The organism is Collinsella aerofaciens, from assembly GCF_039758815.1.
GTDB classification, from domain to species: domain Bacteria; phylum Actinomycetota; class Coriobacteriia; order Coriobacteriales; family Coriobacteriaceae; genus Collinsella; species Collinsella aerofaciens_BP.
The window spans coordinates 155,807-179,085 of the sequence record NZ_JBDMSK010000002.1 but is presented as its reverse complement, the minus strand read 5'-3'; the positions used below and the strand labels follow the sequence as shown (position 1 = coordinate 179,085).

General features: G+C 58.8%; 17 protein-coding genes, 1 tRNA gene and 1 other annotated feature (1 of these 19 cut by a window edge). Of the genes, 16 read left to right on the top strand and 2 right to left on the bottom strand.

Annotated elements, in window-relative coordinates; genetic code table 11:
• Positions 1 to 548 precede the first annotated feature (548 nt).
• The 5 genes from ABHT90_RS02355 to ABHT90_RS02335 all read left to right on the top strand — a co-directional run bounded on the left by ABHT90_RS02355 (position 549) and on the right by ABHT90_RS02335 (position 5,410).
• A complete protein-coding gene (locus tag ABHT90_RS02355) occupies positions 549 to 1,736 on the top strand; it encodes an ABC transporter substrate-binding protein (RefSeq protein WP_006234442.1) in 1,188 nt (395 codons plus the stop codon).
• Between the two features lie 139 nt (positions 1,737 to 1,875).
• Positions 1,876 to 2,757, top strand: a complete 882-nt coding sequence (locus ABHT90_RS02350) for a branched-chain amino acid ABC transporter permease (RefSeq protein ID WP_099432746.1) — start codon at positions 1,876 to 1,878, stop codon at positions 2,755 to 2,757.
• A gap of 9 nt (positions 2,758 to 2,766) precedes the next feature.
• Positions 2,767 to 3,846: a branched-chain amino acid ABC transporter permease gene (locus ABHT90_RS02345; protein ID WP_117758808.1), complete on the top strand. Its 1,080-nt coding sequence runs from the start codon at positions 2,767 to 2,769 to the stop codon at positions 3,844 to 3,846.
• Positions 3,836 to 4,696 carry an ABC transporter ATP-binding protein gene (locus ABHT90_RS02340; protein ID WP_055287178.1) on the top strand — a complete coding sequence of 287 codons (861 nt, stop codon included), beginning with the start codon at positions 3,836 to 3,838 and terminating at the stop codon, positions 4,694 to 4,696. The genes ABHT90_RS02345 and ABHT90_RS02340 overlap by 11 nt, the downstream gene beginning before the upstream one ends.
• On the top strand, positions 4,697 to 5,410 hold the full coding sequence (locus tag ABHT90_RS02335; RefSeq protein ID WP_006234438.1) for an ABC transporter ATP-binding protein: 714 nt from the start codon (positions 4,697 to 4,699) through the stop codon (positions 5,408 to 5,410).
• A 233-nt stretch (positions 5,411 to 5,643) separates the two neighbouring features.
• Here ABHT90_RS02335 and ABHT90_RS02330 read toward each other — a convergent pair whose 3' ends face one another.
• On the bottom strand, positions 5,644 to 7,251 hold the full coding sequence (locus tag ABHT90_RS02330) for a zinc ribbon domain-containing protein (protein WP_346981440.1): 1,608 nt from the start codon (positions 7,249 to 7,251) through the stop codon (positions 5,644 to 5,646).
• 256 nt (positions 7,252 to 7,507) lie between these two features.
• Between ABHT90_RS02330 and ABHT90_RS02325 the strand changes: the two genes are divergently transcribed.
• Both ABHT90_RS02325 and ABHT90_RS02320 read left to right on the top strand, forming a co-directional pair.
• The gene (locus tag ABHT90_RS02325) at positions 7,508 to 8,185 is read left to right on the top strand and encodes a copper homeostasis protein CutC (protein WP_346981439.1); all 678 of its coding nucleotides are present in this window, start codon (positions 7,508 to 7,510) and stop codon (positions 8,183 to 8,185) included.
• Between the two features lie 3 nt (positions 8,186 to 8,188).
• On the top strand, positions 8,189 to 8,989 hold the full coding sequence (locus ABHT90_RS02320) for a DUF4931 domain-containing protein (RefSeq protein WP_346981438.1): 801 nt from the start codon (positions 8,189 to 8,191) through the stop codon (positions 8,987 to 8,989).
• A 27-nt stretch (positions 8,990 to 9,016) separates the two neighbouring features.
• On the opposite strand, the gene ABHT90_RS02315 is transcribed toward ABHT90_RS02320, so the two are convergent.
• Positions 9,017 to 10,015: a bile acid:sodium symporter family protein gene (locus tag ABHT90_RS02315; protein WP_346981437.1), complete on the bottom strand. Its 999-nt coding sequence runs from the start codon at positions 10,013 to 10,015 to the stop codon at positions 9,017 to 9,019.
• Between the two features lie 276 nt (positions 10,016 to 10,291).
• Here ABHT90_RS02315 and recJ point away from each other — a divergent pair, with 276 nt between their 5' ends.
• From recJ to rplT, 9 genes are all read left to right on the top strand, one after another.
• Positions 10,292 to 13,579, top strand: a complete 3,288-nt coding sequence (gene recJ, locus ABHT90_RS02310) for a single-stranded-DNA-specific exonuclease RecJ (protein WP_346981436.1) — start codon at positions 10,292 to 10,294, stop codon at positions 13,577 to 13,579.
• A 15-nt stretch (positions 13,580 to 13,594) separates the two neighbouring features.
• Positions 13,595 to 15,955, top strand: a complete 2,361-nt coding sequence (locus tag ABHT90_RS02305; protein WP_346981435.1) for a RelA/SpoT family protein — start codon at positions 13,595 to 13,597, stop codon at positions 15,953 to 15,955.
• A gap of 84 nt (positions 15,956 to 16,039) precedes the next feature.
• Positions 16,040 to 16,723 carry an MBL fold metallo-hydrolase gene (locus ABHT90_RS02300; protein WP_346981434.1) on the top strand — a complete coding sequence of 228 codons (684 nt, stop codon included), beginning with the start codon at positions 16,040 to 16,042 and terminating at the stop codon, positions 16,721 to 16,723.
• A 195-nt stretch (positions 16,724 to 16,918) separates the two neighbouring features.
• Entirely contained in the window at positions 16,919 to 17,785 is an 867-nt protein-coding gene (gene fba, locus ABHT90_RS02295; RefSeq protein ID WP_346981433.1) for a class II fructose-1,6-bisphosphate aldolase, read from the top strand.
• Between the two features lie 351 nt (positions 17,786 to 18,136).
• Positions 18,137 to 19,570, top strand: coding sequence for a transglutaminase-like domain-containing protein (locus ABHT90_RS02290; protein ID WP_346981432.1), 1,434 nt, complete (start codon positions 18,137 to 18,139; stop codon positions 19,568 to 19,570).
• Between the two features lie 39 nt (positions 19,571 to 19,609).
• Positions 19,610 to 19,696: transfer RNA gene (locus ABHT90_RS02285), tRNA-Leu, on the top strand.
• A 432-nt stretch (positions 19,697 to 20,128) separates the two neighbouring features.
• Positions 20,129 to 20,698: a translation initiation factor IF-3 gene (gene infC / locus ABHT90_RS02280; protein WP_006234423.1), complete on the top strand. Its 570-nt coding sequence runs from the start codon at positions 20,129 to 20,131 to the stop codon at positions 20,696 to 20,698.
• A 32-nt stretch (positions 20,699 to 20,730) separates the two neighbouring features.
• Positions 20,731 to 20,922, top strand: a complete 192-nt coding sequence (gene rpmI / locus ABHT90_RS02275; protein ID WP_006234422.1) for a 50S ribosomal protein L35 — start codon at positions 20,731 to 20,733, stop codon at positions 20,920 to 20,922.
• Positions 20,923 to 20,968: 46 nt separating this feature from the next.
• The gene (gene rplT, locus ABHT90_RS02270; protein ID WP_006234421.1) at positions 20,969 to 21,328 is read left to right on the top strand and encodes a 50S ribosomal protein L20; all 360 of its coding nucleotides are present in this window, start codon (positions 20,969 to 20,971) and stop codon (positions 21,326 to 21,328) included.
• A 537-nt stretch (positions 21,329 to 21,865) separates the two neighbouring features.
• Positions 21,866 to 23,279 (top strand) — a sequence feature (mutual gap in cmsearch alignment for this rRNA model is longer than 100) (it continues 102 nt past the right edge of the window).

Genomic DNA, 23,279 nt, shown 5'->3' with positions numbered 1-23,279 from the left:
AACCGCTTAAAGGTTGAGTGCATTCTAGCGTGAACAGAGGGTGCGTGCTCGCCAGGCAACAGGAGTCGCACAAAACGGCACCCCCGAAACGCTGCGGAAACATTGGAAACACGCTCGCTACAAACGAGCTTCCGCAACAAACTGTCAACGTTTGCGCCATAAGGTTTGCCCTGTGCGACTGGGGCATGCAGGCGCTCGTCGGCGTGGAATGACGAGGGCCAGGTCGAAAAGCCCGCTACGGCTTATGTGATCCAGGACGGCAAGTACATCGCCGCCTAAGTGCATATAACGAGACCGGTGGGGCCGTTTTATGCAGGGCAAGGACGCTTGTAACAGAACAGAAACATTACTTTCACATAATAAAGTGGCTAAACTGCATAAACCGATAGAAATACGCATAAATATGGATAAATGGACAAAGCAAAAGAAAAGTTGAAATAATCGCCACTTTTCTCAACTAAAGCGTCTACTATTTTGCGAACGCCGAACACGGCGAAGGATGGCCTGTCGGGCAACCGAAACCCGACGAGATTTGAGAGGAGAGCCGCATGTCGAGCCTCACCGGTAAGTCATTGAACCCTGTTATGAATCGCAGGAGCGTTATCGCGAGCGCAGCAGGTCTGGGGGCGATGTCCATTCTAGCTGGCTGCTCCTCCAACGGCGGCGACAGCGGTTCCGCTTCGAGCGACGCTTCGTTTAAGATCGGCACCATCGGCCCGCTGACCGGCGCCAACGCGTCCTACGGCAAGTCCGTTACCCAGGGTGTCGAGCTCGGCTGCAAGGATTTCTCGACCAAGGAGCTGCCGCTTGCCAGCAAGGCCGAGGATGACCAGGCCGATGGCGAGAAGGCCGTCAACGCCTTCAACACCCTGCTCGACTGGGGCATGCAGGCCCTCGTCGGTCCGACCACCACGGGTGCGTCGGTTGCCGTTGCCGCAGAGTGTGGTAACGACCCCAAGACGTTCATGATCACCCCGTCCGCGTCCTCCGAGGACGTCACCGACGGCAAGGATTGCGTCTTCCAGGTTTGCTTCACCGACCCCAACCAGGGTGTCAACGCTGCCAAGTTCCTGGCGCAGAAGTATGCGGACGAGAAGTTCGTGCTGTTCTATAACTCCGGCGACGCCTATTCTTCGGGCATCGCAGATTCCTTTAAGGCCCAGGCCGCTGAGTCCAAGCTCGAGATTGTCGACGAGGAGACCTTTAAGGACGACTCCGCCACGAGCTTTACCAACCAGCTGACCAAGGCCAAGCAGGCCGGCGCCACCATGATCTTTGCGCCGATCTACTACACGCCGGCGTCCGTCCTGCTCAAGAACGCCAAGGACATGGGCTACGACGTCAAGATGATGGGCTGCGACGGCATGGACGGCATCCTGGGCGTTGAGGGTTTCGACACCTCTCTTGCCGAGGGTCTGCTGCTTATGACCCCGTTCTCCGCCGACGACGAGAAGAACGCCGACTTCGTCAACGCTTACAAGGATAAGTACGGCGATACCCCCGACCAGTTTGCCGCCGACGCCTACGACGGCGTGCACGCGGTGGCCGAGGCCGTCAAGGAGGCCGGTCTTGGTGTCGACGCCGACCCGACCGAGGTCGCCGAGAAGCTGTCCAAGGCTATGCTCAAGATTACCGTTGACGGTCTGACCGGCAAGCTCACCTGGAACGATAAGGGTCAGGTCCAGAAGGAGCCCACGGCGTACGTCATCACCGACGGCAAGTACGTACAGGCCTAATAGGCCGCCTTACATAGAGCGGTTTTGATCCCAAGCAGGGGAGGTTTTGGCCTTCCCTGCTTGCTTGGTATCTAGGGACGATGTAACGTCCCTGTTTCATACATCAACTGGAAACCTATTCGAAAGGGGGATGTGGAACATGACGGTCTTTATCCAATACCTGGTCAACGGCCTGTCCATGGGCAGCGTCTACGCCATCATCGCGTTGGGCTACACCATGGTCTACGGTATCGCCAAGATGCTGAACTTCGCTCACGGCGATGTCATCATGGTCGGTGCCTATGTCTCGTTCTGCGCCACGTCGTATCTCGGCCTCCCGGGCTGGGCATCTGTAGTTCTCTCTTGTGTGGTCTGTACCGTTCTCGGTGTTCTCATCGAGGGTCTGGCATACAAGCCGCTGCGCCAAGCAGGCCCGCTGGCCGTTCTGATCACGGCTATCGGCGTGTCTTACTTCCTGCAGAACGCCGCGCAGCTTCTGTGGGGCGCTACGCCCAAGAACTTCACTTCGCTCGTCACCTTCCAGGTGCCGGAGTTCTTGGCCAAGTTCAACGTAAGCGCCGTCTCGCTCGTCACCATCGTCGCCTGCCTGGTCATCATGGCCGGCCTGATGTTCTTTACGGGCAAGACCAAGATGGGTAAGGCCATGCGTGCCGTGTCCGAGGACAAGGCCGCCGCTCAGCTCATGGGCATCAACGTCAACCGCACCATCTCGATGACGTTTGCCATCGGCTCTGCCCTTGCCGCTATCGCCGGTGTGCTCCTGTGCTCCTACTCGCCGGTGCTGCAGCCCACGACGGGTGCCATGCCTGGCATCAAGGCCTTCGACGCCGCCGTCTTCGGTGGCATCGGTTCCATCCCTGGTGCCTTTGTCGGTGGCATTCTCATCGGCATCATCGAGGCGATGGCGCAGGCCTACATTTCCACGAGCCTTGCCAACTCCATCGTCTTTGGTGTTTTGATCATCGTCCTGCTCGTCAAGCCTGCCGGCCTCTTGGGCAAGTACGTCCCCGAGAAGGTGTAGGTGAGCGTTATGAAGTTTCTTAAAGACAAGCAGACGCGTCACGACTTTGTCACGTATGCCATGTGCATCGTGGCCTTCGCCATCGTGTTCTTTATGCAGTCCAACCATATGATCCCGCGCATGATCGCCGGTCAGTTGGTCCCCATTACGGCCTACATCGTCATGGCCATTTCCCTCAACCTCGTCGTCGGCATCGCGGGCGACCTGTCGCTGGGCCATGCGGGCTTTATGAGTGTCGGTGCCTACACGGGTATCGTCACCGCGGTCGCCCTCGAGAGCGCCGTTCCCTCCGATCCGGTGCGCCTGATCATCAGCATCGTGGTCGGCGCCATCGCTGCCGCCATCCTGGGCTTCTTGATCGGCATCCCGGTCCTGCGCCTGAGCGGCGACTATCTGGCCATCGTGACCCTGGCTTTTGGCGAGATCATCAAAGAGATCGTCACTTGCCTTATCGTGGGCGTCGACTCGCGCGGCCTGCACGTGATCTTTAACATCACGGGCAACTCCACGATCGATGACCTGCACCTGCTCGAGGACGGCACCGCCATCATCAAGGGCGCCCAGGGCGCCTCGGGCGTGTCGACGTACTCGACATTCCTCGCCGGTGCCATCCTGGTCATGGTCGCACTCGTGATCGTGCTCAACCTGGTTCGCAGCCGTACCGGCCGTGCCATCATGGCCGTGCGCGATAACAAGATTGCAGCCGAGTCCGTAGGCATCTCCGTCACCGAGTACCGCATGATCGCCTTCGTGGTTTCCGCTGCCCTCGCCGGTGCTGCCGGAGCTCTCTTCGGCGGTAACTTCTCGCAGCTCTCCGCCACCAAGTTCGACTTCAACACGTCCATCCTCATTCTGGTGTTCGTGGTCCTGGGTGGCCTGGGCAACATGCGCGGCTCCGTTATCGCCGCGGCGCTGCTCACGGTGCTTCCCGAGTTGCTCCGTCAGTTCTCGGACTACCGCATGCTCATCTACGCCATCGTGCTGATCCTGGTCATGATCTTTACCAACAACCCGCAGCTCAAGGCGTTCTTCGGTCGCGTCAAGGACCGCTTTGCTTCCAAGAAGGAGGTGGCAGCCGATGCCCAGTAAATTTGAGTTCAACAAGGGCAAGATGGTCCCGTATCCTTCTGGCGCCATCGTTCCCGATCGTGACCTGGGCGAGCGCCCGGCACTCGAGTGCATCCACCTGGGCATTGAGTTCGGTGGCCTTAAGGCAGTCGACGACTTTAGCCTAACTATCGGCAAGACCGAGATCGCCGGTCTGATCGGCCCCAACGGCGCCGGTAAGACCACGGTCTTCAACCTGCTCACCAAGGTGTACCAGCCCACGCACGGCACCATCCTGCTCGACGGCGAGGACACCTCGGGCAAGTCGGTCTACCAGGTCAACCGCATGGGTATTGCCCGTACCTTCCAGAACATTCGCCTGTTCAACACCATGACGGTGGAGGATAACGTTAAGGTCGGCCTGCATAACCAGGAGCGTTACTCCGGCTTTGAGGGCGTGCTGCGCCTGCCGACGTATTGGAAGCACGAGAAGGCTGCTCACGAGCGCGCCATGGAGCTGCTGTCCATCTTTGATATGGAGCATCTGGCAAACGAGCAGGCCGGATCGCTGCCTTACGGCGCTCAGCGTCGTCTGGAGATCGTCCGCGCGCTTGCCACCAACCCCAAACTGCTGCTGCTCGACGAGCCTGCCGCCGGCATGAACCCGTCCGAGACTGCGGAGCTCATGGAGAACATCGTCAAGATTCGCGACACCTTCGGCATTGCCATCATGCTTATCGAGCACGACATGTCGCTCGTCATGAATATTTGCGAGGGTATCTGCGTGCTCAACTTTGGTAAGGTCATCGCCAAGGGCACGGCCGAGGAAATCCAGAACAACGACGCCGTTATCGAGGCGTATCTGGGCAAGCAGGATAAGGGGGAGAACTAAATGGCAGAGCCGATGCTTTCCGTCTACAACATCAACGTCTGGTACGGCGCCATCCACGCCATCAAGGACATCTCCTTTAACGTCAACGAGGGCGAGATCGTTGCTCTGATCGGTGCGAACGGTGCTGGTAAGTCCACAACGCTCAAGACCGTCTCGGGCCTGCTGCGCTCCAAGACCGGCTCCATCAAGTTTATGGGCGAAGACATTACCCATACGCCGGCTGACAAGCTGGTGGGCAAGGGCCTGGCCCAGGTGCCCGAGGGCCGTCGCGCCTTTCTGCAGATGACGGTCGAGGAGAACCTGGAGATGGGCGCCTATACACAGCCCAAGTCCACGGTGGCTCCGGGCCTGGAGCGCGTCTACGAGCAGTTCCCGCGCCTTAAGGAGCGTCGTCGCCAGGTCGCCGGCACCCTTTCGGGCGGCGAGCAGCAGATGCTCGTTATGGGTCGCGCCCTTATGAGTAACCCCAAGCTGCTCATGCTCGACGAGCCTTCCATGGGCTTGGCGCCGATTCTGATTGAGCAGATCTTCCAGATTGTCGAGGACCTGCACAAGGCCGGCACCACGGTGCTTCTGGTCGAGCAAAACGCACAGATGGCGCTCTCGATCGCTACGCGCGGTTACGTGCTCGAGACCGGCAAGATCACCATGACCGGCACGGGCCAAGAACTCCTGCACGACGACAACGTCCGCAAAGCGTATCTTGGTGGTTAATCCATTCAACAAAGGGGCGCTGACTATCCCGGTCAGCGCCCCTTTTTAAGTTGCGGTGAAATAGGGACTAAATAGGGATTCTAGACGCCAAAACAGTCCCTATTCCACCGCAACTTCATTGGGGCGTGCGACGATGACCTTCCCAAATTAGCACCCCTGCACCAAGCCAAGGCCCCGTTCCGGAATGTGTCGGAACGGGGCCTTGGTGGTTGGGGTCTATTGGGTTTTGTTCGCTAGTCTACCTTTTGTCCGCACGTGGGGCAGAACTGGGCTTCGGGCACGAGCGGGGTTCCGCAGTGACGGCAGAAGCGGGCGGGCTCGGTCGGGGCTGCTGGTGCCGTCGGCATCGCAGGCGCTGCGGGTGGAACGACGTTCTGCTGGGCGTGCTTCTGACGACGACGCTGCTTGCGCTGAGGCTTGGGCACTGCGGCTGTCGCACCGTCCGCGGCCTTCGCGCGCTTCTTGCGGATGCAAAGGACAACAATCGTGCCACCGATGATGAGGATGATCGCCACGCCACCGCCAATAACAAACGGCAGGTGAGTCTGGACAAAGTAGAGTACATCTTCGGGCAGCGAATGGGGGATATTGGACTTATAGATGTTCACGTGAAGCGTGGTGGGGTCATTCTCGTCGAAATAAGTTGCCAAAATCTTTCGATCTTCGTCCATGAACGAAAGGTCGCACCAATGAGAGTTAAACTCGCTTTTAGCTCCATTTTTTGCATCAATTAGGCACATTGAGGACTTGTTATCGTCTGAGTATTTTCCAAGCAAGATGCTGCCGTCATGCGAAATATCGCTGAGATATCCTTCGCCAAAGGGATAAGCAATTGAGCTGATGATCTTGTCACTTTTCAGGTCATAAACACTAAGATTCGCATCTTTTTCATTCAGGTAGTAATCGCCGTCATCTTCTTCAAAAAGATCGTTCGATCCCTTCTTTGTATAGAGGACATAAAGCTCTGCCGACGGGCATGAATAAGGCCATTCAGGAGCGTGGTCGTCATCGTTAAATAGAACGTTCATGTTTCCGTCGCGGTCCGCTTTTATTAATATAGTGTCGCTCTGAAGATAAATATCGTCGGAGTTAGAGCTGGTGACAATATAGTCGATGTCCGAAGACCTATCGTCTTTCTTCACGTTAACTGTTTTCAATTCCGTTGACCCTGTATCGCAATTGAAAACCCTAAGAGAAACAACGCCTTTCTCAGCATCGTATGGCAAGAAATAGAGACGGCTCATATCGTCTGAGTAGTAGCAATAAGAGTCATCTTTATCAGATTGATATGTTTGAATTAACTTGTCAGACTTAAGGTCATAGATCTCGATTTTTTTAAGCTCAGATTCATAGTCATAGTGCTTGACGGCTGCTCTATTTCCATCGTAAGAGACGGTTACATCGGTGTAGGCATATTTGGCCGAACTAATGGGATGGACTGTCTGGCTTTGGTTGTCTGGCGAGAATACGACCAAATTATTGCCGTCTTGCCAGTAGAGTTGATTGTTGGATGTGGGGCAAGCGGAACCAAGGCTTTTATCCGGAATGGCAATGGGGTTTGTACTGCCGTCTTTAAAATTGACGAGAGATACGCTCTTTAAGTTGTAGCCCTCATCGTCATCGTAATCGTAATCGTATAAATAGCCGAACTTTGAAGCATCACCCGTGCTGATATATGAGCCATCGCTACTGGTCTTAAAGCTATAAGACTTCTCGAGCTCGGGGGTCGGTACACTGCCGCTGGCTAATGCTACTGGAGGGGCTGCGAACGGAGACAAGGCTGCGATCAGGCCGATGGCGACCGCTGCGATCCTTCCGCTCTTTTGGATGCTCTTAAACATGGCAATCCTTTCCTCTGGATATGAATGTCGATACTGCCATGGTTAATCGGGATTCCGAAATCTTGTTGCGCAACATTCACCATCGGCAACATTTTTCGGCCAGCAGTGCCGTCCCCAAGAGATCATTCTGAGTTGCGGTGAAATAGGGACTAAATGGGGGCTCTAGACGCCAAAACAGTCCCTATTCCACCGCAACTTCATGGGGATGTGTGACAATGCCCGTCGGAAAACATCTGCTGTCTTTGGGGGCCTATCTATGCTGTACGAGTTTTGTGCCGAGAACTTTGAGCGAGTGCCGGCGGCCATCGAGGCCGGTGCGGGGCGCATTGAGCTGTGTGACAACCTCGCCGTCGGTGGCACCACGCCTTCCGCCGGCGTTATTAGCGCTACAGTCAACTACGCTCACGAGCATGACGCGCGGGTGATGTGCATGATTCGTCCGCGTGGCGGCGACTTTCATTACAACCAGGACGAGCTGCGCATGATGGAGATGGACCTGGGCCTTGCTGTGAGCGCCGGCGTTGATGGCCTGGTCTTTGGCTGCTGCAAGCCCTGTGCCGGCGGCTGGGCGCTCGACGAGCTCACCCTCGGCGCCCTCGTTATGGCTACGGGCTGCGCGACCGAGGAGTGCAAGCGCGAGTCCCTTGACATCACCTTCCACATGGCATTTGACCAGCTCTCGCCCGAGGCTCAGTTCGATGCGATTGATACACTTGCCGACTGCGGCGTTACGCGCATCCTCACGCATGGCGGCGCAGCCGGTATGTCGATCGAGGATAATTTCGATCACCTGGCTCGTTTAATCGAGTATGCGGGCGATCGTTTGACCATCCTTCCCGGCGGCGGCATCACTACGGCAAATCGCGATGCGGTCGCGGCGGCGCTAGGCGTCTCCGAGCTCCATGGCACCAAGATCGTGCCGCTGGGGGTATAACCCGTGGCGCTGGTATTTGACGTTCAGCGGGCGAGCGGCAAGCCCGACGATAATCGTCGCCCTGGCACCGCGTGCCCCTTTTGCGACACGGAGGGGCTCGCCAACATCATCCAGCGCGATGGCGACTGCATCTGGCTCGAGAATAAGTTCAAGACCTTGCGGGCCACCCGTCAGACCGTATTGATCGAGTCGGCCAATCACGACGCCGACCTGGTGACCTATGAACCGGATGAGATGCATCATGTGATGAGGTTTGCCCTGGGCTGTTGGCAGCGGATGATCGATTCCCAACAGTACCGCAGTGTGCTCATGTACAAGAACAAAGGCCCGCTTTCGGGCGGCAGCCTCGTCCATCCACACATGCAGATTGTGGGCTTGGAACAGGAGGACGGCTATGCGGCGCTGACCTCGGCAAATTTTGAAGGCATCGATGTTTGGCGGCGGGGGAGGGTCGCGGTCAACATCTCAACCGAGCCGATCATGGGATTCTTTGAGGTCAACGTCTCGGCTCCACAGGGAATCGCCGCCAGCGACGACGCCCGCGACCAAGCCGAGGTGGACCTGTTTGCCGATGCGATTCAGGTGGCCCTGCGCTATATCCTGCACGAACACCACGGCGGTCGCGCGGAGTCGTACAACTTGTTCTTCTACCACATGGACGGCCGGACCATTGCCAAGGCGCTGCCACGTTGGGTGGTATCGCCCTACTTTGTGGGCTATCGTTTGGCCCAGGTCAATGCCGAGACCACGCTCGATATCGATGCTGAGCGCCTACGCGCGCATCTGGAAACGCTCGCGTCGTAAGGCGAGCGCCTGCGTAATGCGGACAGTCTAGCGTCCCATGGCTTCGCGACCGGCCTCGACCCGCTTGCGCTGTTTGGCGCGCTCCTCGCCGGTTAGGCGCTCAAAGAGATGCCCGATAATCGAGGCGAGTACCTGCTGAAACAGCGTGCCGCACATGACGGGGAACACGACCTCGCCGGGAAAATACTGTGTGGCGATGACGGCGCCCGAAGAGATATTGCGCATGCCGCAGGTAAAGCACATGGTGGTCGTCTCGCTATACGGCAGATGCAGGGCACGTGCGACCAGGATGCCGATGATAAAGCCACTGATGGCGAACGAAAGGATAAAGAGGGCGACTTCCAAGCGCACAACATTCATGTGCAGCACGTACTCGCTCATGGCGGTGGAGTTGGAGGCGATAACGCCCATCATCATGAACTTGCAGGCGGGCGAGAGCGCGGGGGAGAGTTTCTCGTGTCCCCATCCACGCGTGAGTTCGTTGATCACGATGCCGAGCACGGCGGGGATGGCGATCATAAAGGCCATATTCTGCATCATGCTTGGCACGTCGATCGAGACGGTGGCGCCCAGCAGGAGCTTGAGCGTAAGAGGAATCGTCACAGGTGAGATGACCGAGGACGTCAGGATAATGGTGAGCGCGAGCGGGCCGTTGCCGCCGAACATGCTAATCCACATAAAGGCAGTGACTGCCACGGGTACGCTGTACTCGAGCACGATGCCGCAGACAAGGTTGGGGTTGGAACCAAAGAACAACGACCCCATGGCATACGCCGCGATGGGGATGAGCACAGCCGAGACAATTAACGCCAAAATCAAATGCAGCGGACGATGGAACACCTCAGCCACCTGATGAAAGGTGTTGCTGAGCGCACCCTGAAACGTCATGAAGGCAAACAAGGTGGGAACGATGGGCTTGAGAACGCCGATCTGCTGAGGAAAGAGCACGCCGAGCGCCACGCAAATCGGAACGATGATCTGCATGTGCCCCGCGAGGAATTTGCCCAGTCCAACCCATTGCTTCATATGCGCTTGTGACTCCCTTTGCTCGTGAATCCGTTTTGAATGGATATGCTAGACGCTCGCATGCGTCCGTGCGTCAGAAACGTTCGATTATTTCGAGGCTATTACCGGCATCGTTTATCGAAACCGCGGCGTGCTGCGGCGATTTGCGTCCGCGCTGCACGGTATAATAAATCCGTTCAACAGATCTGCCTGCCGAAGCGGGCATACACAGAGGACTCATCGCTATGAACCGTGAGAGGTATCGCGGCGACCTGCCCCTATCGGGGGTGGGCGCCTATGTCATCGCTTAAGACGACGCATCGCTGGGCGGTCGCTCAGCAAAACCCCGAGCTCGAAAAGGAGCTTTCGGCTGGCCTGGGCATACCCGGGCTGGTGGCGCGCATTATGGTTGCGCACGGCATTACATCCATCGAAGAAGGCCAGCTGTTTTTGACGCCTTCGCTCGATCGCGACTGGGCCGACCCACTCATTATCCCGGGCATGTCGGTCGTTGCCGACCGCGTCGAGCGTGCCATTCGCAACCACGAGCGCATCGCGGTCTTTGGCGATTTTGACGTTGACGGCATTACGTCGACCTGCCTGTTGACCGAGGCGCTGCGCACATTTGGCGCCGATGTCACGCCGTTTATTCCGCATCGCTTTGACGAGGGCTACGGTCTTTCGCGCGCGGCACTCGACCGCGTTAACGAGCTCGCTCACCCCCAGCTGATCGTGACCGTCGATAACGGCATTGCCGCCAAGGAAGAGGTCTCCTATCTGGAGAGCCTGGGGATCGATTTGGTGGTCACGGACCATCACGAGCCCTCCGATCAGGTGCCGCAGGGCGTGCCCCTGACCGACCCTAAGCTCGAGGACGAGGGTCCCTCGCGTGAGCTTCCCGGTGCCGGCGTGGCGCTCAAGCTGGTGCAGGTTCTGGGCGAGCGTTTGGGCAAGCCGTCGTATTGGCGTTCGCTGATAGAGGTCGCGGCACTGGGCACCGTGTCCGACATGATGCCGCTTACGCCCGAGAACCGCGCGCTGGTCGCCGAGGGCATCCAGCAGATGCGCGTGACCGCCCGCCCCGGCTATATCGCGCTGGCCGCACTTGCCAAGGCCGACCTCTCAAGCATTACGGCCGATGGCCTGTCGTTTTCGCTCATTCCCCGCTTGAATGCCGCCGGCCGCATGGCCGATCCCAAGCTGGCGCTCGACCTGCTGCTTGCCCGCGATCCTATCGAGGCAAGTGCGCTGGCGGCCGAGCTCGAGGAGATCAACCGTCAGCGTCGCGAGATCGAGGCGGAGCTCACGCGCGATGCCATGGCAAAGGTCGAGGAGACCTATGACGGCGGTCGCGCAATCGTCGTGGGTGGCGAGGGCTGGCACGAGGGCGTCAAGGGTATCGTGGCGAGCCGCCTGACCAACCGTTATCACGTGCCGGCGCTGCTGTTCTCGATCGAAGACGGTATCGCTCGCGGTTCGGGTCGCTCGGTGGGCAAAGTCAACCTGTTCGACGCCGTAGAACGCTGCTCCGACCTGCTGATTCGTCGCGGCGGGCATGCCGGTGCGGTGGGCGTGACCATCGAGGCGTCCAAGCTCGACGAGTTCCGCCGTCGCCTTTCGGCCGTGCTATCGGAGCTTCCCGCCGAGGACTTTGAGGACACCGACGAGGTTGCCGCCACCGTTGACCTCTCCGAGCTGAATATTGAGACCATCGAGCAGATCTCCCGCCTTGAGCCGTTTGGCCAGGGCAACAAGGTGCCGCTGTTGGCGGCCGAGGGCGTGACAATGTGCGATCGCGCCGTGGTGGGCAAAACCGGCGAGCACATGCGCTTCGTGGCGACCGATGGCGCCGCGAGTGTGCCGGCCATTATGTTCCGCGTGCCGCAGATCGATAAGCTCATCAATTGCGATAGCGCCGTCGATTTGGTGTTCGAGGCCGTGGCCGAGCATTGGCAAGGTCGCGTAAAGCCCAAGCTCATGATCAAGGATGTCTTGGTCCGCGATACCACTGCGCCCAGCGTTGACGACCCGGCATGTGAGCTTCGTCGTGGCGTACAACCGGCGGATTCTGGCCTGCGCCTGGAGTCCCGCAAGCGCCAAACGCTCGCCCAGCTTTCCTATACCGAGCTGACGCGCTCGCTTATCCATAGCTTTATCGGCTCGAACCAGCCGCACCGCGCGCAAGTCGAGGCGCTCGATGCCCTGGCCGATCACCAAAGTGTTCTGGCCGTTATGGGAACGGGGCGCGGCAAGTCTCTTATCTTCCATGTGCATGCCGCGCGCGAGGCGGTCCTTCGCGGGCGTGCGAGCATCTTTGTCTATCCGCTGCGCGCGCTCGTTGCCGACCAGGCCTATCACCTCTCGTCGACGATGGCCGCGCTCGGCATTGGCGTGGGCGTGCTGACCGGCGAGACCGTGGAGGCGGCGCGCGATGACGTGTTTGCCGGCTTGGCTTCGGGCCGCACCGGCATCGTGCTCACGACGCCCGAGTTCCTGTCCATTCACCGCGACCGCTTTGCGCGTTCGGGGCGCATCGGTTTTGTCGTTATCGATGAGGCGCATCATGCCGGTCTTGCCAAGGTCGGCGACCGCAGCGCCTATCTCGACATGCCCGATATCCTCAAGGCCCTGGGCGACCCGGTCGTTCTGGCCACGACTGCCACCGCAACGGCTCCGGTTGTGGCCGAGCTTGCCCGCGTGCTGCCGATTACCCGTACGGTGGTCGACGAGACGGTGCGCGAGAACTTGCAGCTCGAGGATGACCGAGATCTTGCGAGCCGCGAGAACCGCCTGGTGTCAATCGTGGCTACGGGGGAGAAGACCGTCATCTACGTCAACTCGCGCGACCAGTCCGTGGCGCTTGCCAAGACGCTGCGCAAGCGGGTACCCGATTGCGCGACCCGCATCGCGTTCTATAACGCGGGGCTTGCGCGCTCCGATCGTCGCCGTGTCGAGGAAGCGTTTCGTGACGGAAGCCTCAGTTGCATCGTTTCGACATCTGCCTTTGGTGAGGGCGTCAACCTGCCCGATATCCGCCATGTCGTGCTCTACCACATGCCGTTTGGCAGCATTGAGTTCAACCAGATGAGCGGACGCGCCGGTCGCGACGGCCGACCTGCCGTGATTCACCTGCTCTATTCGTCGCGTGACGCTCGCATTAACGAGCGCCTGCTCGACTGCTACGCGCCCGAGCGCGACGAGCTCGTCACGCTCTATCGCGCGCTGCAGACTATGTGGCGCTCCAACCGCGGCAAGACCGGAGACGACTCGTTTAGCGCGAGCGATATCGACATCGCGCAGATGTGCCTTGCCATCGACGCGCGCACACCGGTTGACGAGCGCTCGGTGGCAAGCGGTCTGGGAATCTTCGAAGAGCTTGGTTTCTGTCGCGTTTCGGGGTTTGACGACACCCGTCGCATCGCGATGGCAGAAAACCCGGGCCGTGTGCAATTGAGCAGGTCAATCCGCTATTTGGAGGGCTTACGCTCGCGCATGGAGTTCTCGGCTTTCCGGAGCTGGGCGCTCGATTCGTGCGCTTCTGATATGCTAGCCAAAGTTAACCGCCCGATCGTACCGCGGGCCTAGGGGAAGGGGACCTCGATGGATGCCGCAGCCCGTACCGCCCATGATTCCACCCTCCAGCCGTTTTCGGAGATGGAGCACTATAAGCATGCCGATGAGCTGCCGCCCGAGATTATGGCGGACAGCTACGACAAGCTGGAACGCCTGTGCCTCAAATATATGAATGAGGATGACTTCTCCAAGGTGGAGCAGGCCTACTGCTTTGCTGCCGAGAAGCACTGCAACCAAAAGCGGCGCTCGGGTGAGATGTATATCAACCATCCCGTCGAGGTGGCCATCATCTTGGCCGACCTCAAGATGGACTGCGATGTGGTGTGCGCCGCGCTGCTGCACGATACCGTCGAGGATACCGAGACCTCGCTTGCCGATGTTTCCGGCTTGTTTGGCGATACGGTGGCCGAGCTCGTCGATGGCGTGACCAAGCTCACCAACATCGAGGTCGATAGCATGGACGAGAAGCAGGCGCTTACGCTGCGCAAGATGTTCCTCGCCATGTCTAAGGACATCCGCGTCATTATCGTTAAGCTTGCCGACCGTCTGCACAACATGCGCACCCTTGCAGCCCTGCGTGAGGACCGTCGCCTGTTTAAGGCTCGCGAGACCATGGACGTGTATGCGCCCCTGGCCGACCGTCTGGGCATGAGCTCCATTAAATGGGAGCTCGAGGACCTGTCCTTCTTCTACCTTGAGCCCGACGCCTACCAGCGCATCGCGCGCATGGTGGCTGAGTCGCGCGAGGTTCGCGAGCGCTATCTGGCCGAGACTATCAAGACGCTCACCGACGAGCTCAACCGCATTGGCCTGGAGGGCTTCCAGATCAACGGCCGCTCCAAGCACTATTGGTCCATCTACCAAAAGATGAAGCGCAAGGGCAAGGAATTCTCCGAGATCTACGACCTGGTGGCACTGCGCGTCATCACGCATTCGGTGCGCGATTGCTACTCCACGCTCGGCGCAGTGCATACGCTGTGGCACCCCATGCCCGGTCGTTTTAAAGACTATATCGCCATGCCCAAGGTCAATAACTACCAGTCGCTCCATACGACGGTTATCGGCCCCACGGCCCGTCCGCTCGAGATTCAGATTCGAACCTATGAGATGCATGAGCAGGCCGAGTACGGCATTGCCGCCCACTGGCTCTATAAGAAGTCGGGCGGATCGTCTGCGTCTAAGACCAATGATGCCCAGCGTCTGGACGACCAGATTAACTGGCTCAAACATTCGCTCGATTGGGCTGCTTCTGACGAGATTACGGACGCCAAGGAATACCTGCATTCGCTGAAGGTCGACCTCTTCGATCAAGAGATCTTCGTCTTTACGCCCAAGGGCGAGGTCATGGCGCTTCGTGCCGGCTCCACGCCGCTCGACTTTGCCTATGCCGTTCACACCGAGGTGGGCAACCACTGCGTCGGCGCTAAGATCAACGGTGCGGTGGCCCCGCTCACGCACGAAATCAAGACGGGTGACCGTGTCGAGATTCTGACGAACAAGAGCTCCAAACCGTCGCGTGATTGGCTCAAGATCGTTAAGACGCCTTCGGCCAAGTCAAAGATTCGCCGTTATTTCGCCGCCGCGACCAAAGACGATGACGCTGCTGCCGGCCGCGATATACTGGCCAAGGACCTGCGCAAGCGCGGGTATGGCATCTCTACGCCGCGATCCACGCGTGCGCTCAACGCCGTGGCGGAGCAGTTTAACTACAAGCAGCTCGAGGACCTGTTTGCCGCCGTGGGCGCCGGTAAGGTTGCCCCGCGCGCCGTGGGTAACAAGGTCGAGCAGATTTTGGACCCCAAGCCCGAGGAGCAGCTCACCAAGGCCGAGGCTATCGCCGAGGTCGTGAAGCAGCCTGCCCGTGGCTCCAACCGCAAGCCGCAAAAGCGCGGCAAGAGCGCCAGCAACGGCATTATCGTCAAGGGCGAGAGCAACAGCGGTCTGCTGGTCCGTCTGGCGCATTGCTGCAACCCCGTGACGGGCGACGATATCGTCGGCTTCATCACGCGCGGTCGTGGCGTCTCGGTGCATCGCGCCAACTGCCCCAACGTCAAGGGTCTTATGGAGCATCCCGAGCGCATGATCGAAGTGGAGTGGGACGGCGCTGCCGACACCCTCTTCCAGGTCGAGATCGTGGTCGAGTGCCTGGACCGCATGGGCCTGCTCAAGGATGTCACCATTGCCATTGGCGATGCGGGCGGCAATATCCTTTCTGCCGCCACGTCGACCAACCGCGAGGGAATTGCAACCCTGCGCTTTATGGTCGAGATCTCGGACGCGAGTGGCCTGGATCCGCTGCTGGCCTCTATCAGCAGCGTTGACTCGGTCTACGACGCGCGCCGCCTGATGCCCGGCGAGGGTGGAGCCCAGCTTAAGCGCCGCGTTTAGTCGCGACGAACGTGCCACATTATTGATATTCGCTACACTCGAGGCATCGTTTGATGCCTCGAGTTCTATAGAGAGGAGAGGGATATGAGTGCTGTGTCCTTGGATGTAACTCCCAGGGGATCGGTCAAGATCGAGACGCTCGTAAACGGTCCCATTCAGACCAATAGCTATGCTGTTATCTCGGACAATGAGTGCGTGATTATCGACCCCGCATGGGAAGGCGAGCGCTTGGTGGAGCATATTAGCGCCGAGCATCCCGGCATACACGTGCTTGGTGCCGTATGCACTCATGGCCATGCCGATCATGTTGGTGGTGTTGCCGGCGTGCGAACCACCGTTGGCGAGGGCTGCCAGTATGAGCTGTGCGCTAAGGATGTGGCGGTGCCTCATGCGAACATCGAGGAACAGCGAGCTATGTGGGGCATTGAGACGCCCGACCCCGGGGAGCCGACGCGTCTGCTCGCCGAGGGCGATGCTATCGAGGTGGGCGATATCTGCCTGCAGGTGATTGAGACACCAGGGCATACGCCGGGCGGGATCGTCTTGTTTGCTGCCACCGAGCAGGGGAACATCGCCTTTGTGGGCGACACCCTGTTCCCGGGTAGCCACGGCCGCACCGATCTTGCCGGTGGCGACGAGGCGGCGATTCTGCGCTCGCTCTCCAAGCTCGCCCGGCTTCTTCCGCCCGATACCGTTTGCTTAACCGGCCATGGCGATTCGACCACCATGGCACGCGAGCTCATGCAGAACCCTTTCATGCAGGTGTAGCTTTGTAGTCAGCTTCTAAAGCACGAGAAGCGTCCAAACGTCAAGCTATTTTTCCCCAACGGGTCGATTCCGTAGGGCAAACGGTCAAAAAAAGTCTGTTTGGACGATATTCGTGAACAAACGAACGTTTATGCTCGGGTGCGCCGTGGTAAAATCTCAGGCGTTATCGGAGCAACCTTACAGGAGGTTTCTTTTATGCTCGTCAACGCAGCAGACATGCTCAAGAAGGCTGAGGCCGGCAAGTACGGTCTCGGTGCCTTCAACACCAACAACCTCGAGTGGACCCTGGCTATTCTCCAGGCCGCCGAGGAGGCCAAGTCTCCGCTGATCCTTCAGTGCACCGCTGGTGCCGCTAAGTGGATGGGCGGTTTCAAGGTCTGCGCCGACATGGTCAAGGCTGCCGTCGAGGCCACGGGCGTTACCGTTCCCGTCGCCCTTCACCTCGATCACGGTTCTTACGAGGACTGCTTCAAGTGCATCGAGGCCGGCTTCACGTCCATCATGTATGACGGCTCTCACGAGGAGACCTTCCAGCTTAACCTCGACCGCACCAAGGAGCTCGTTGAGCTTGCCCACTCCAAGGGCATGTCCATCGAGGCCGAGGTCGGCGGCATCGGCGGCACCGAGGACGGCGTGACCTCCAACGGCGAGCTCGCTGACCCCGCTGAGTGCAAGCAGATTGCTGACCTGGGCGTCGACTTCCTCGCCTGCGGTATCGGCAACATCCACGGCGTGTATCCCGCCGACTGGGCTGGCCTTTCCTTCGAGCGTCTGGGCGAGATCAAGGCCGAGACCGGCGACCTGCCCCTCGTTCTGCACGGTGGCACCGGCATCCCCGAGGATCAGATCAAGAAGGCCATCTCCCTGGGTATCTCCAAGATCAACGTCAACACCGACCTGCAGCTCGTCTTCGCCAAGGGCGTTCGCGAGTACATCGAGGCTGGCAAGGATCAGCAGGGCAAGGGCTTTGACCCCCGCAAGCTCCTCAAGCCTGGTCGCGACAACATCGTTGCCCGCACCAAGGAGCTCATGGAGGAGTTTGGCTCCGTCAACAAGGCGTAAGCGTCGCTAAACTTCCCGTCGGAAGCCCCGTCCCCCTACACTGTTTCCTTTGCGCTCACCTGGCTTCGCCAGAAGTCGCGCCAAGGAAACAGTTCCGGGGGACGGGGCTTCCTTCGTTTAACGCCGCAGGGTTACGAGTCTGAATTAAGATGGCTACTGGCTTTGCCAGAAGTCGCGCGACGGAATCAGCTCCGGGGAAACGGGGCCTCCTTTGTTAACTCGCTACAGGGTTACCGGGCTGAATTCATTTTTTATAGGTACCGTTTATCGGTGTTGAGGGTTCCTTTATTGGGGCTTTCTTTTTATCTCGCTACAATGGACTTCAAGAGTTCTAATGACTTGGAGTTTGGTATGGCTGTTATTAATGTGCTGCCTTCGGATGGGAAGGTTATTGACGAGGGGCCGGTTGGTTGCTCTGTTGATGTTTGCAATGATGACTTCCGTTTTCTAGATATTGGCTTGCCACCCGAGATCCTGCGTTTAAAGGATGCGGGGTATCTTTCGCAGGCTATTGAGGCTTGCGACCGCCTACTTGCCCAAAATCCCGATCCCTCGCTTGCTGCCTGCGTTCGTGCCGAGCGGTATCGCATGATCGAGACGCCGCTTCATTTTTCGGTGTCGCGCGATCGAGCTATTGCGATGATTCGCGAGGAGTGGCCTGAGTTTACCGAGGAGCAGTTTAACGATCTGATTGACCGTAAGCGTATTGACTGGCGCTTTATCGACGGGGAGCTGTTCGTTCTCGACAACTTCCTCGATTCGCTTCGCGTATATCCCAAAGAGGTTCCCGGCATGCGTCCCGATCCTACGGACGGAATTGCACTGCGCAACGAAATGCTCAAGGAGATGGGGTCGCAAAACGGATTGGCTCGCGTCATTACGCTTAAAGCATCTGTGTCTGTCCCCGGCGCTCTAGAGGGGGAGACCGTTCGCGCTTGGCTTCCCGTTGCCGCCACCTGCCACCAGCAGTCTCGTGTCGAGATTCTCGACATGACGCCGGAGGGTGCTGTTGCTCCCGCGAACGCTTCGGCGCGTACCGCCTCGTGGTCTTCTTCGATTGAACGCTCATTCTCGGTGACCTATCGTTATCACATCGGTGCTGCTTATTGTGATGTCTACGGTGGCACACTTCCGGTTCATCCGCGTATGGACGCGCCTCTGCCCGAGGATATTTCCGAGGACCGTCCGCACATTGCATTCACACCGTATCTGCAGCAGCTGACGGCCGGTGTTGTTGACGGACTCGAGGATCCGCTCGATCGCGCCCGTGCTATCTATGATTACCTGACGCAGTATATTGACTATCGCTATCAGCCGCCGTACTTGCTTTTGGGATCTATTGCCGATGACTGTGCGCATTCGCTCCGCGGCGATTGCGGCGTTATGGCGCTCACGTTTATCACCATGTGCCGTATCGCGGGCGTGCCTGCCCGTTGGCAGAGCGGCCTGTATGTTGCGCCCGATTCGGTGGGGTCGCACGACTGGGCAGAGTTCTATACGCCGCAGACCGGTTGGCTCAACGCCGACGTGTCATTTGGATCTTCTGCTCGCAGGATGGGGGAGGAGTGGCGCCGCCGTCACTACTTTGGCAATCTCGACCCGTGGCGTATGGTGGCCAACAATCGATTCCAGGCAGAGTTTGAGCCCTCTTTCGACGGCATGCGCGAGGACCCTTACGATAACCAGATGGGTGAGGCTTCGGTCGACGGTCGCGGATGCCGTCAGCGCGAGATGCTCCGCACGGTCGAACTCATCGAAATGCTCGAAGTTCCATTTTCGGGCTAATCGGTAGAAAGCTGTGATAAACTAACTCACGCATTGCGTGCCCGAGTGGCGGAATTGGCAGACGCAGTGGACTCAAAATCCACCGTTGGCAACAACGTGCGAGTTCGAGTCTCGCCTCGGGCACCATACATGCAAGTGAGCGTTCAAGGGGGGTTGCGGCCCCCTTTTTCGTGCCGAACTCGCGTGAGCGCGCGAAGCGTTAAGCAAACAGGCCTGTGGCCTGTCTGTAGCGGAGCGTGGCGAGGGCGCCACGCGCCCGAAGCCCGGGGCTTCGCGAAGCGAAGGCCCTTCGAGTCTCGCCTCGGGCACCATACATGCAAGCGAGCGTTCAAGGGGGTCAAGGCCCCTTTTTCGTGTACGTAATGTGATAACGCGCTGTACGTGTTATTATTCGCAAGGCGTTGTTCCCGCAATGCCCTAAAGAGGAACCCGAGGGTTCCCACCTTTTGGCGCCAATGAGCAGCTGACTGGTCATACAAATTAGATTCTCTTCCTCAAATCGAGGATGTCTATGTGTACGACCTGGTTGCTGAGAAGCGCCGGGTTATTTTTTTATGAATGGAGGTAGGGAAAATAGCTAAGTCTGATGACACCCGCATCAACGACGAGATTACTGCATCTTCGTGCCGTTTGATTGGCGTCGATGGCTCTCAGCTCGGCCTGTTCGCCATCCGCGATGCCCAGCGCGTCGCCGACGATCAGGGTCTCGACCTGGTCGAGATCGCTCCCAACGCGGAGCCGCCGGTCTGCAAGGTCATGGACTACGGTAAGTTCAAGTACCAGCAGGCCATGAAGGCCAAGGCCGCTCGTAAGAACCAGTCTAAGGTCGAGGTCAAGGAAATGAAGTTCCGACCCAAGATCGACGTTGGCGATTACGAGACCAAGAAGGGCCACGTTCTGCGTTTCCTCAAGAAGGGCGCACGCGTTAAGATCACCATCATGTTCCGCGGCCGTGAGATGGCTCACCCGGAGCAGGGTCTTAACGTTCTCGAGCGTCTCGCCGAGGATCTCAAGCCTTACGCTACGGTCGAGTCCAAGCCTAAGATGGAAGGCCGTAACATGCTTATGCTGCTCGCCCCGATTAAGGGCGCCTTCGATGAGGATAAAGCGGCAAGCGATACCAAGTAACTAGTGTTCTGTAACCGATTAAGGAGTATTTCATGCCTAAGATGAAGTCCCACAGCGGCACCAAGAAGCGTTTCCGCAAGACTGGTACCGGCAAGCTTATGCGCGCCAAGGCTTTCAAGAGCCACATCCTGAGCAAGAAGTCCACCAAGCGTAAGCGTGGCTTCCGTCAGGAGACCGAGATCGCCGCTGCCGACCGCAAGGTCATCAAGTCGCGTCTCGCCTAAGTTCGCGTTCCCGTTTTTCGTTTTACCGTCTAGGAGTTGATAGAACATGGCACGTATTAAGCGCGCTGTTGCCGCCAAGAAGAAGCGCCGTACCGTTATGCACCGTGCGAAGGGTTACTACGGTGCCGCTTCGCGTACTTACAAGCATGCTAAAGAGCAGGTCCAGCACTCCCTGCAGTATCAGTATCGTGATCGCCGCAACAAGAAGCGCGAGATCCGTTCTCTCTGGATCACTCGTATCAACGCTGCTGCTCGCCTGAACGACATCTCTTACTCTCAGTTCATGCACGGCCTGAAGGTTGCCGGCATCGAGCTCGACCGCAAGGTCCTGGCCCAGATGGCTTACGAGGACATCGAGTCCTTCAACGAGCTGGCTACCATCGCCAAGAAGGCTCTCGAGGCCTAATAGATTCTCTTGAATCGCTAGGGGAGTGTCGCGTTGTGCGCGGCGCTCCCTCTTTTTATCTGAGGCGCTGGTTTATATAGCAAAAGCGCGGGTAGATAGACACTTACAGGTGACCGATCTTTATATATCTCTTAACCGAAGGGTCATCATCTGATACGTGCAGTATTTCTGCACCAGCCTTTCTATGACTTATATAGGAAGCGATGTATTGTGTAGGACTTGTGAAGAGTGGAATTCCCGCCCCCGGGGCCCCTCCGGTCTGGCAATATATCTCCTTGCCGCGCGGCCCGGTCGGACCGGATCAGCCGCGGGGCGTGCACCTTGAGAACCGGATACTGCGAGGATGGACACTTACTAGTGTCGCATCCGGGCAGACATCGAACCATTTGAAATGGTCTAACTTGGATTTGTTTTTCGCAAGGCCGCCGAGAGGCGGCCCCGAGAAATTCCTTTTCCTATACTAAAACCATATGAATCGAACGGAACCGATCAGCGATGGACTGAGAGGACCGGACGGGCTCGAAGCCCAGAATATTTTGGACGGAGAGTTCGATCCTGGCTCAGGATGAACGCTGGCGGCGCGCCTAACACATGCAAGTCGAACGGCACCTATCTTCGGATAGAAGCGAGTGGCGAACGGCTGAGTAACACGTGGAGAACCTGCCCCCTCCCCCGGGATAGCCGCCCGAAAGGACGGGTAATACCGGATACCCCGGGGTGCCGCATGGCACCCCGGCTAAAGCCCCGACGGGAGGGGATGGCTCCGCGGCCCATCAGGTAGACGGCGGGGTGACGGCCCACCGTGCCGACAACGGGTAGCCGGGTTGAGAGACCGACCGGCCAGATTGGGACTGAGACACGGCCCAGACTCCTACGGGAGGCAGCAGTGGGGAATCTTGCGCAATGGGGGGAACCCTGACGCAGCGACGCCGCGTGCGGGACGGAGGCCTTCGGGTCGTAAACCGCTTTCAGCAGGGAAGAGTCAAGACTGTACCTGCAGAAGAAGCCCCGGCTAACTACGTGCCAGCAGCCGCGGTAATACGTAGGGGGCGAGCGTTATCCGGATTCATTGGGCGTAAAGCGCGCGTAGGCGGCCCGGCAGGCCGGGGGTCGAAGCGGGGGGCTCAACCCCCCGAAGCCCCCGGAACCTCCGCGGCTTGGGTCCGGTAGGGGAGGGTGGAACACCCGGTGTAGCGGTGGAATGCGCAGATATCGGGTGGAACACCGGTGGCGAAGGCGGCCCTCTGGGCCGAGACCGACGCTGAGGCGCGAAAGCTGGGGGAGCGAACAGGATTAGATACCCTGGTAGTCCCAGCCGTAAACGATGGACGCTAGGTGTGGGGGGACGATCCCCCCGTGCCGCAGCCAACGCATTAAGCGTCCCGCCTGGGGAGTACGGCCGCAAGGCTAAAACTCAAAGGAATTGACGGGGGCCCGCACAAGCAGCGGAGCATGTGGCTTAATTCGAAGCAACGCGAAGAACCTTACCAGGGCTTGACATATGGGTGAAGCGGGGGAGACCCCGTGGCCGAGAGGAGCCCATACAGGTGGTGCATGGCTGTCGTCAGCTCGTGTCGTGAGATGTTGGGTTAAGTCCCGCAACGAGCGCAACCCCCGCCGCGTGTTGCCATCGGGTGATGCCGGGAACCCACGCGGGACCGCCGCCGTCAAGGCGGAGGAGGGCGGGGACGACGTCAAGTCATCATGCCCCTTATGCCCTGGGCTGCACACGTGCTACAATGGCCGGTACAGAGGGATGCCACCCCGCGAGGGGGAGCGGATCCCGGAAAGCCGGCCCCAGTTCGGATTGGGGGCTGCAACCCGCCCCCATGAAGTCGGAGTTGCTAGTAATCGCGGATCAGCATGCCGCGGTGAATGCGTTCCCGGGCCTTGTACACACCGCCCGTCACACCACCCGAGTCGTCTGCACCCGAAGTCGCCGGCCCAACCT

What these genes read in the sequence shown, in the direction of transcription:
- ABHT90_RS02355 (WP_006234442.1), top strand. Translation starts at nt 549, where the DNA reads ATGTCGAGCCTCACCGGTAAGTCATTGAACCCTGTTATGAATCGCAGG.
- ABHT90_RS02350 (WP_099432746.1), top strand. Translation starts at nt 1,876, where the DNA reads ATGACGGTCTTTATCCAATACCTGGTCAACGGCCTGTCCATGGGCAGC.
- ABHT90_RS02345 (WP_117758808.1), top strand. Translation starts at nt 2,767, where the DNA reads ATGAAGTTTCTTAAAGACAAGCAGACGCGTCACGACTTTGTCACGTAT.
- ABHT90_RS02340 (WP_055287178.1), top strand. Translation starts at nt 3,836, where the DNA reads ATGCCCAGTAAATTTGAGTTCAACAAGGGCAAGATGGTCCCGTATCCT.
- ABHT90_RS02335 (WP_006234438.1), top strand. Translation starts at nt 4,697, where the DNA reads ATGGCAGAGCCGATGCTTTCCGTCTACAACATCAACGTCTGGTACGGC.
- ABHT90_RS02330 (WP_346981440.1), bottom strand. Translation starts at nt 7,251, where the DNA reads ATGTTTAAGAGCATCCAAAAGAGCGGAAGGATCGCAGCGGTCGCCATC.
- ABHT90_RS02325 (WP_346981439.1), top strand. Translation starts at nt 7,508, where the DNA reads ATGCTGTACGAGTTTTGTGCCGAGAACTTTGAGCGAGTGCCGGCGGCC.
- ABHT90_RS02315 (WP_346981437.1), bottom strand. Translation starts at nt 10,015, where the DNA reads ATGAAGCAATGGGTTGGACTGGGCAAATTCCTCGCGGGGCACATGCAG.
- recJ (WP_346981436.1), top strand. Translation starts at nt 10,292, where the DNA reads ATGTCATCGCTTAAGACGACGCATCGCTGGGCGGTCGCTCAGCAAAAC.
- ABHT90_RS02305 (WP_346981435.1), top strand. Translation starts at nt 13,595, where the DNA reads ATGGATGCCGCAGCCCGTACCGCCCATGATTCCACCCTCCAGCCGTTT.
- ABHT90_RS02300 (WP_346981434.1), top strand. Translation starts at nt 16,040, where the DNA reads ATGAGTGCTGTGTCCTTGGATGTAACTCCCAGGGGATCGGTCAAGATC.
- fba (WP_346981433.1), top strand. Translation starts at nt 16,919, where the DNA reads ATGCTCGTCAACGCAGCAGACATGCTCAAGAAGGCTGAGGCCGGCAAG.
- ABHT90_RS02290 (WP_346981432.1), top strand. Translation starts at nt 18,137, where the DNA reads ATGGCTGTTATTAATGTGCTGCCTTCGGATGGGAAGGTTATTGACGAG.
- infC (WP_006234423.1), top strand. Translation starts at nt 20,129, where the DNA reads ATGGAGGTAGGGAAAATAGCTAAGTCTGATGACACCCGCATCAACGAC.
- rpmI (WP_006234422.1), top strand. Translation starts at nt 20,731, where the DNA reads ATGCCTAAGATGAAGTCCCACAGCGGCACCAAGAAGCGTTTCCGCAAG.
- rplT (WP_006234421.1), top strand. Translation starts at nt 20,969, where the DNA reads ATGGCACGTATTAAGCGCGCTGTTGCCGCCAAGAAGAAGCGCCGTACC.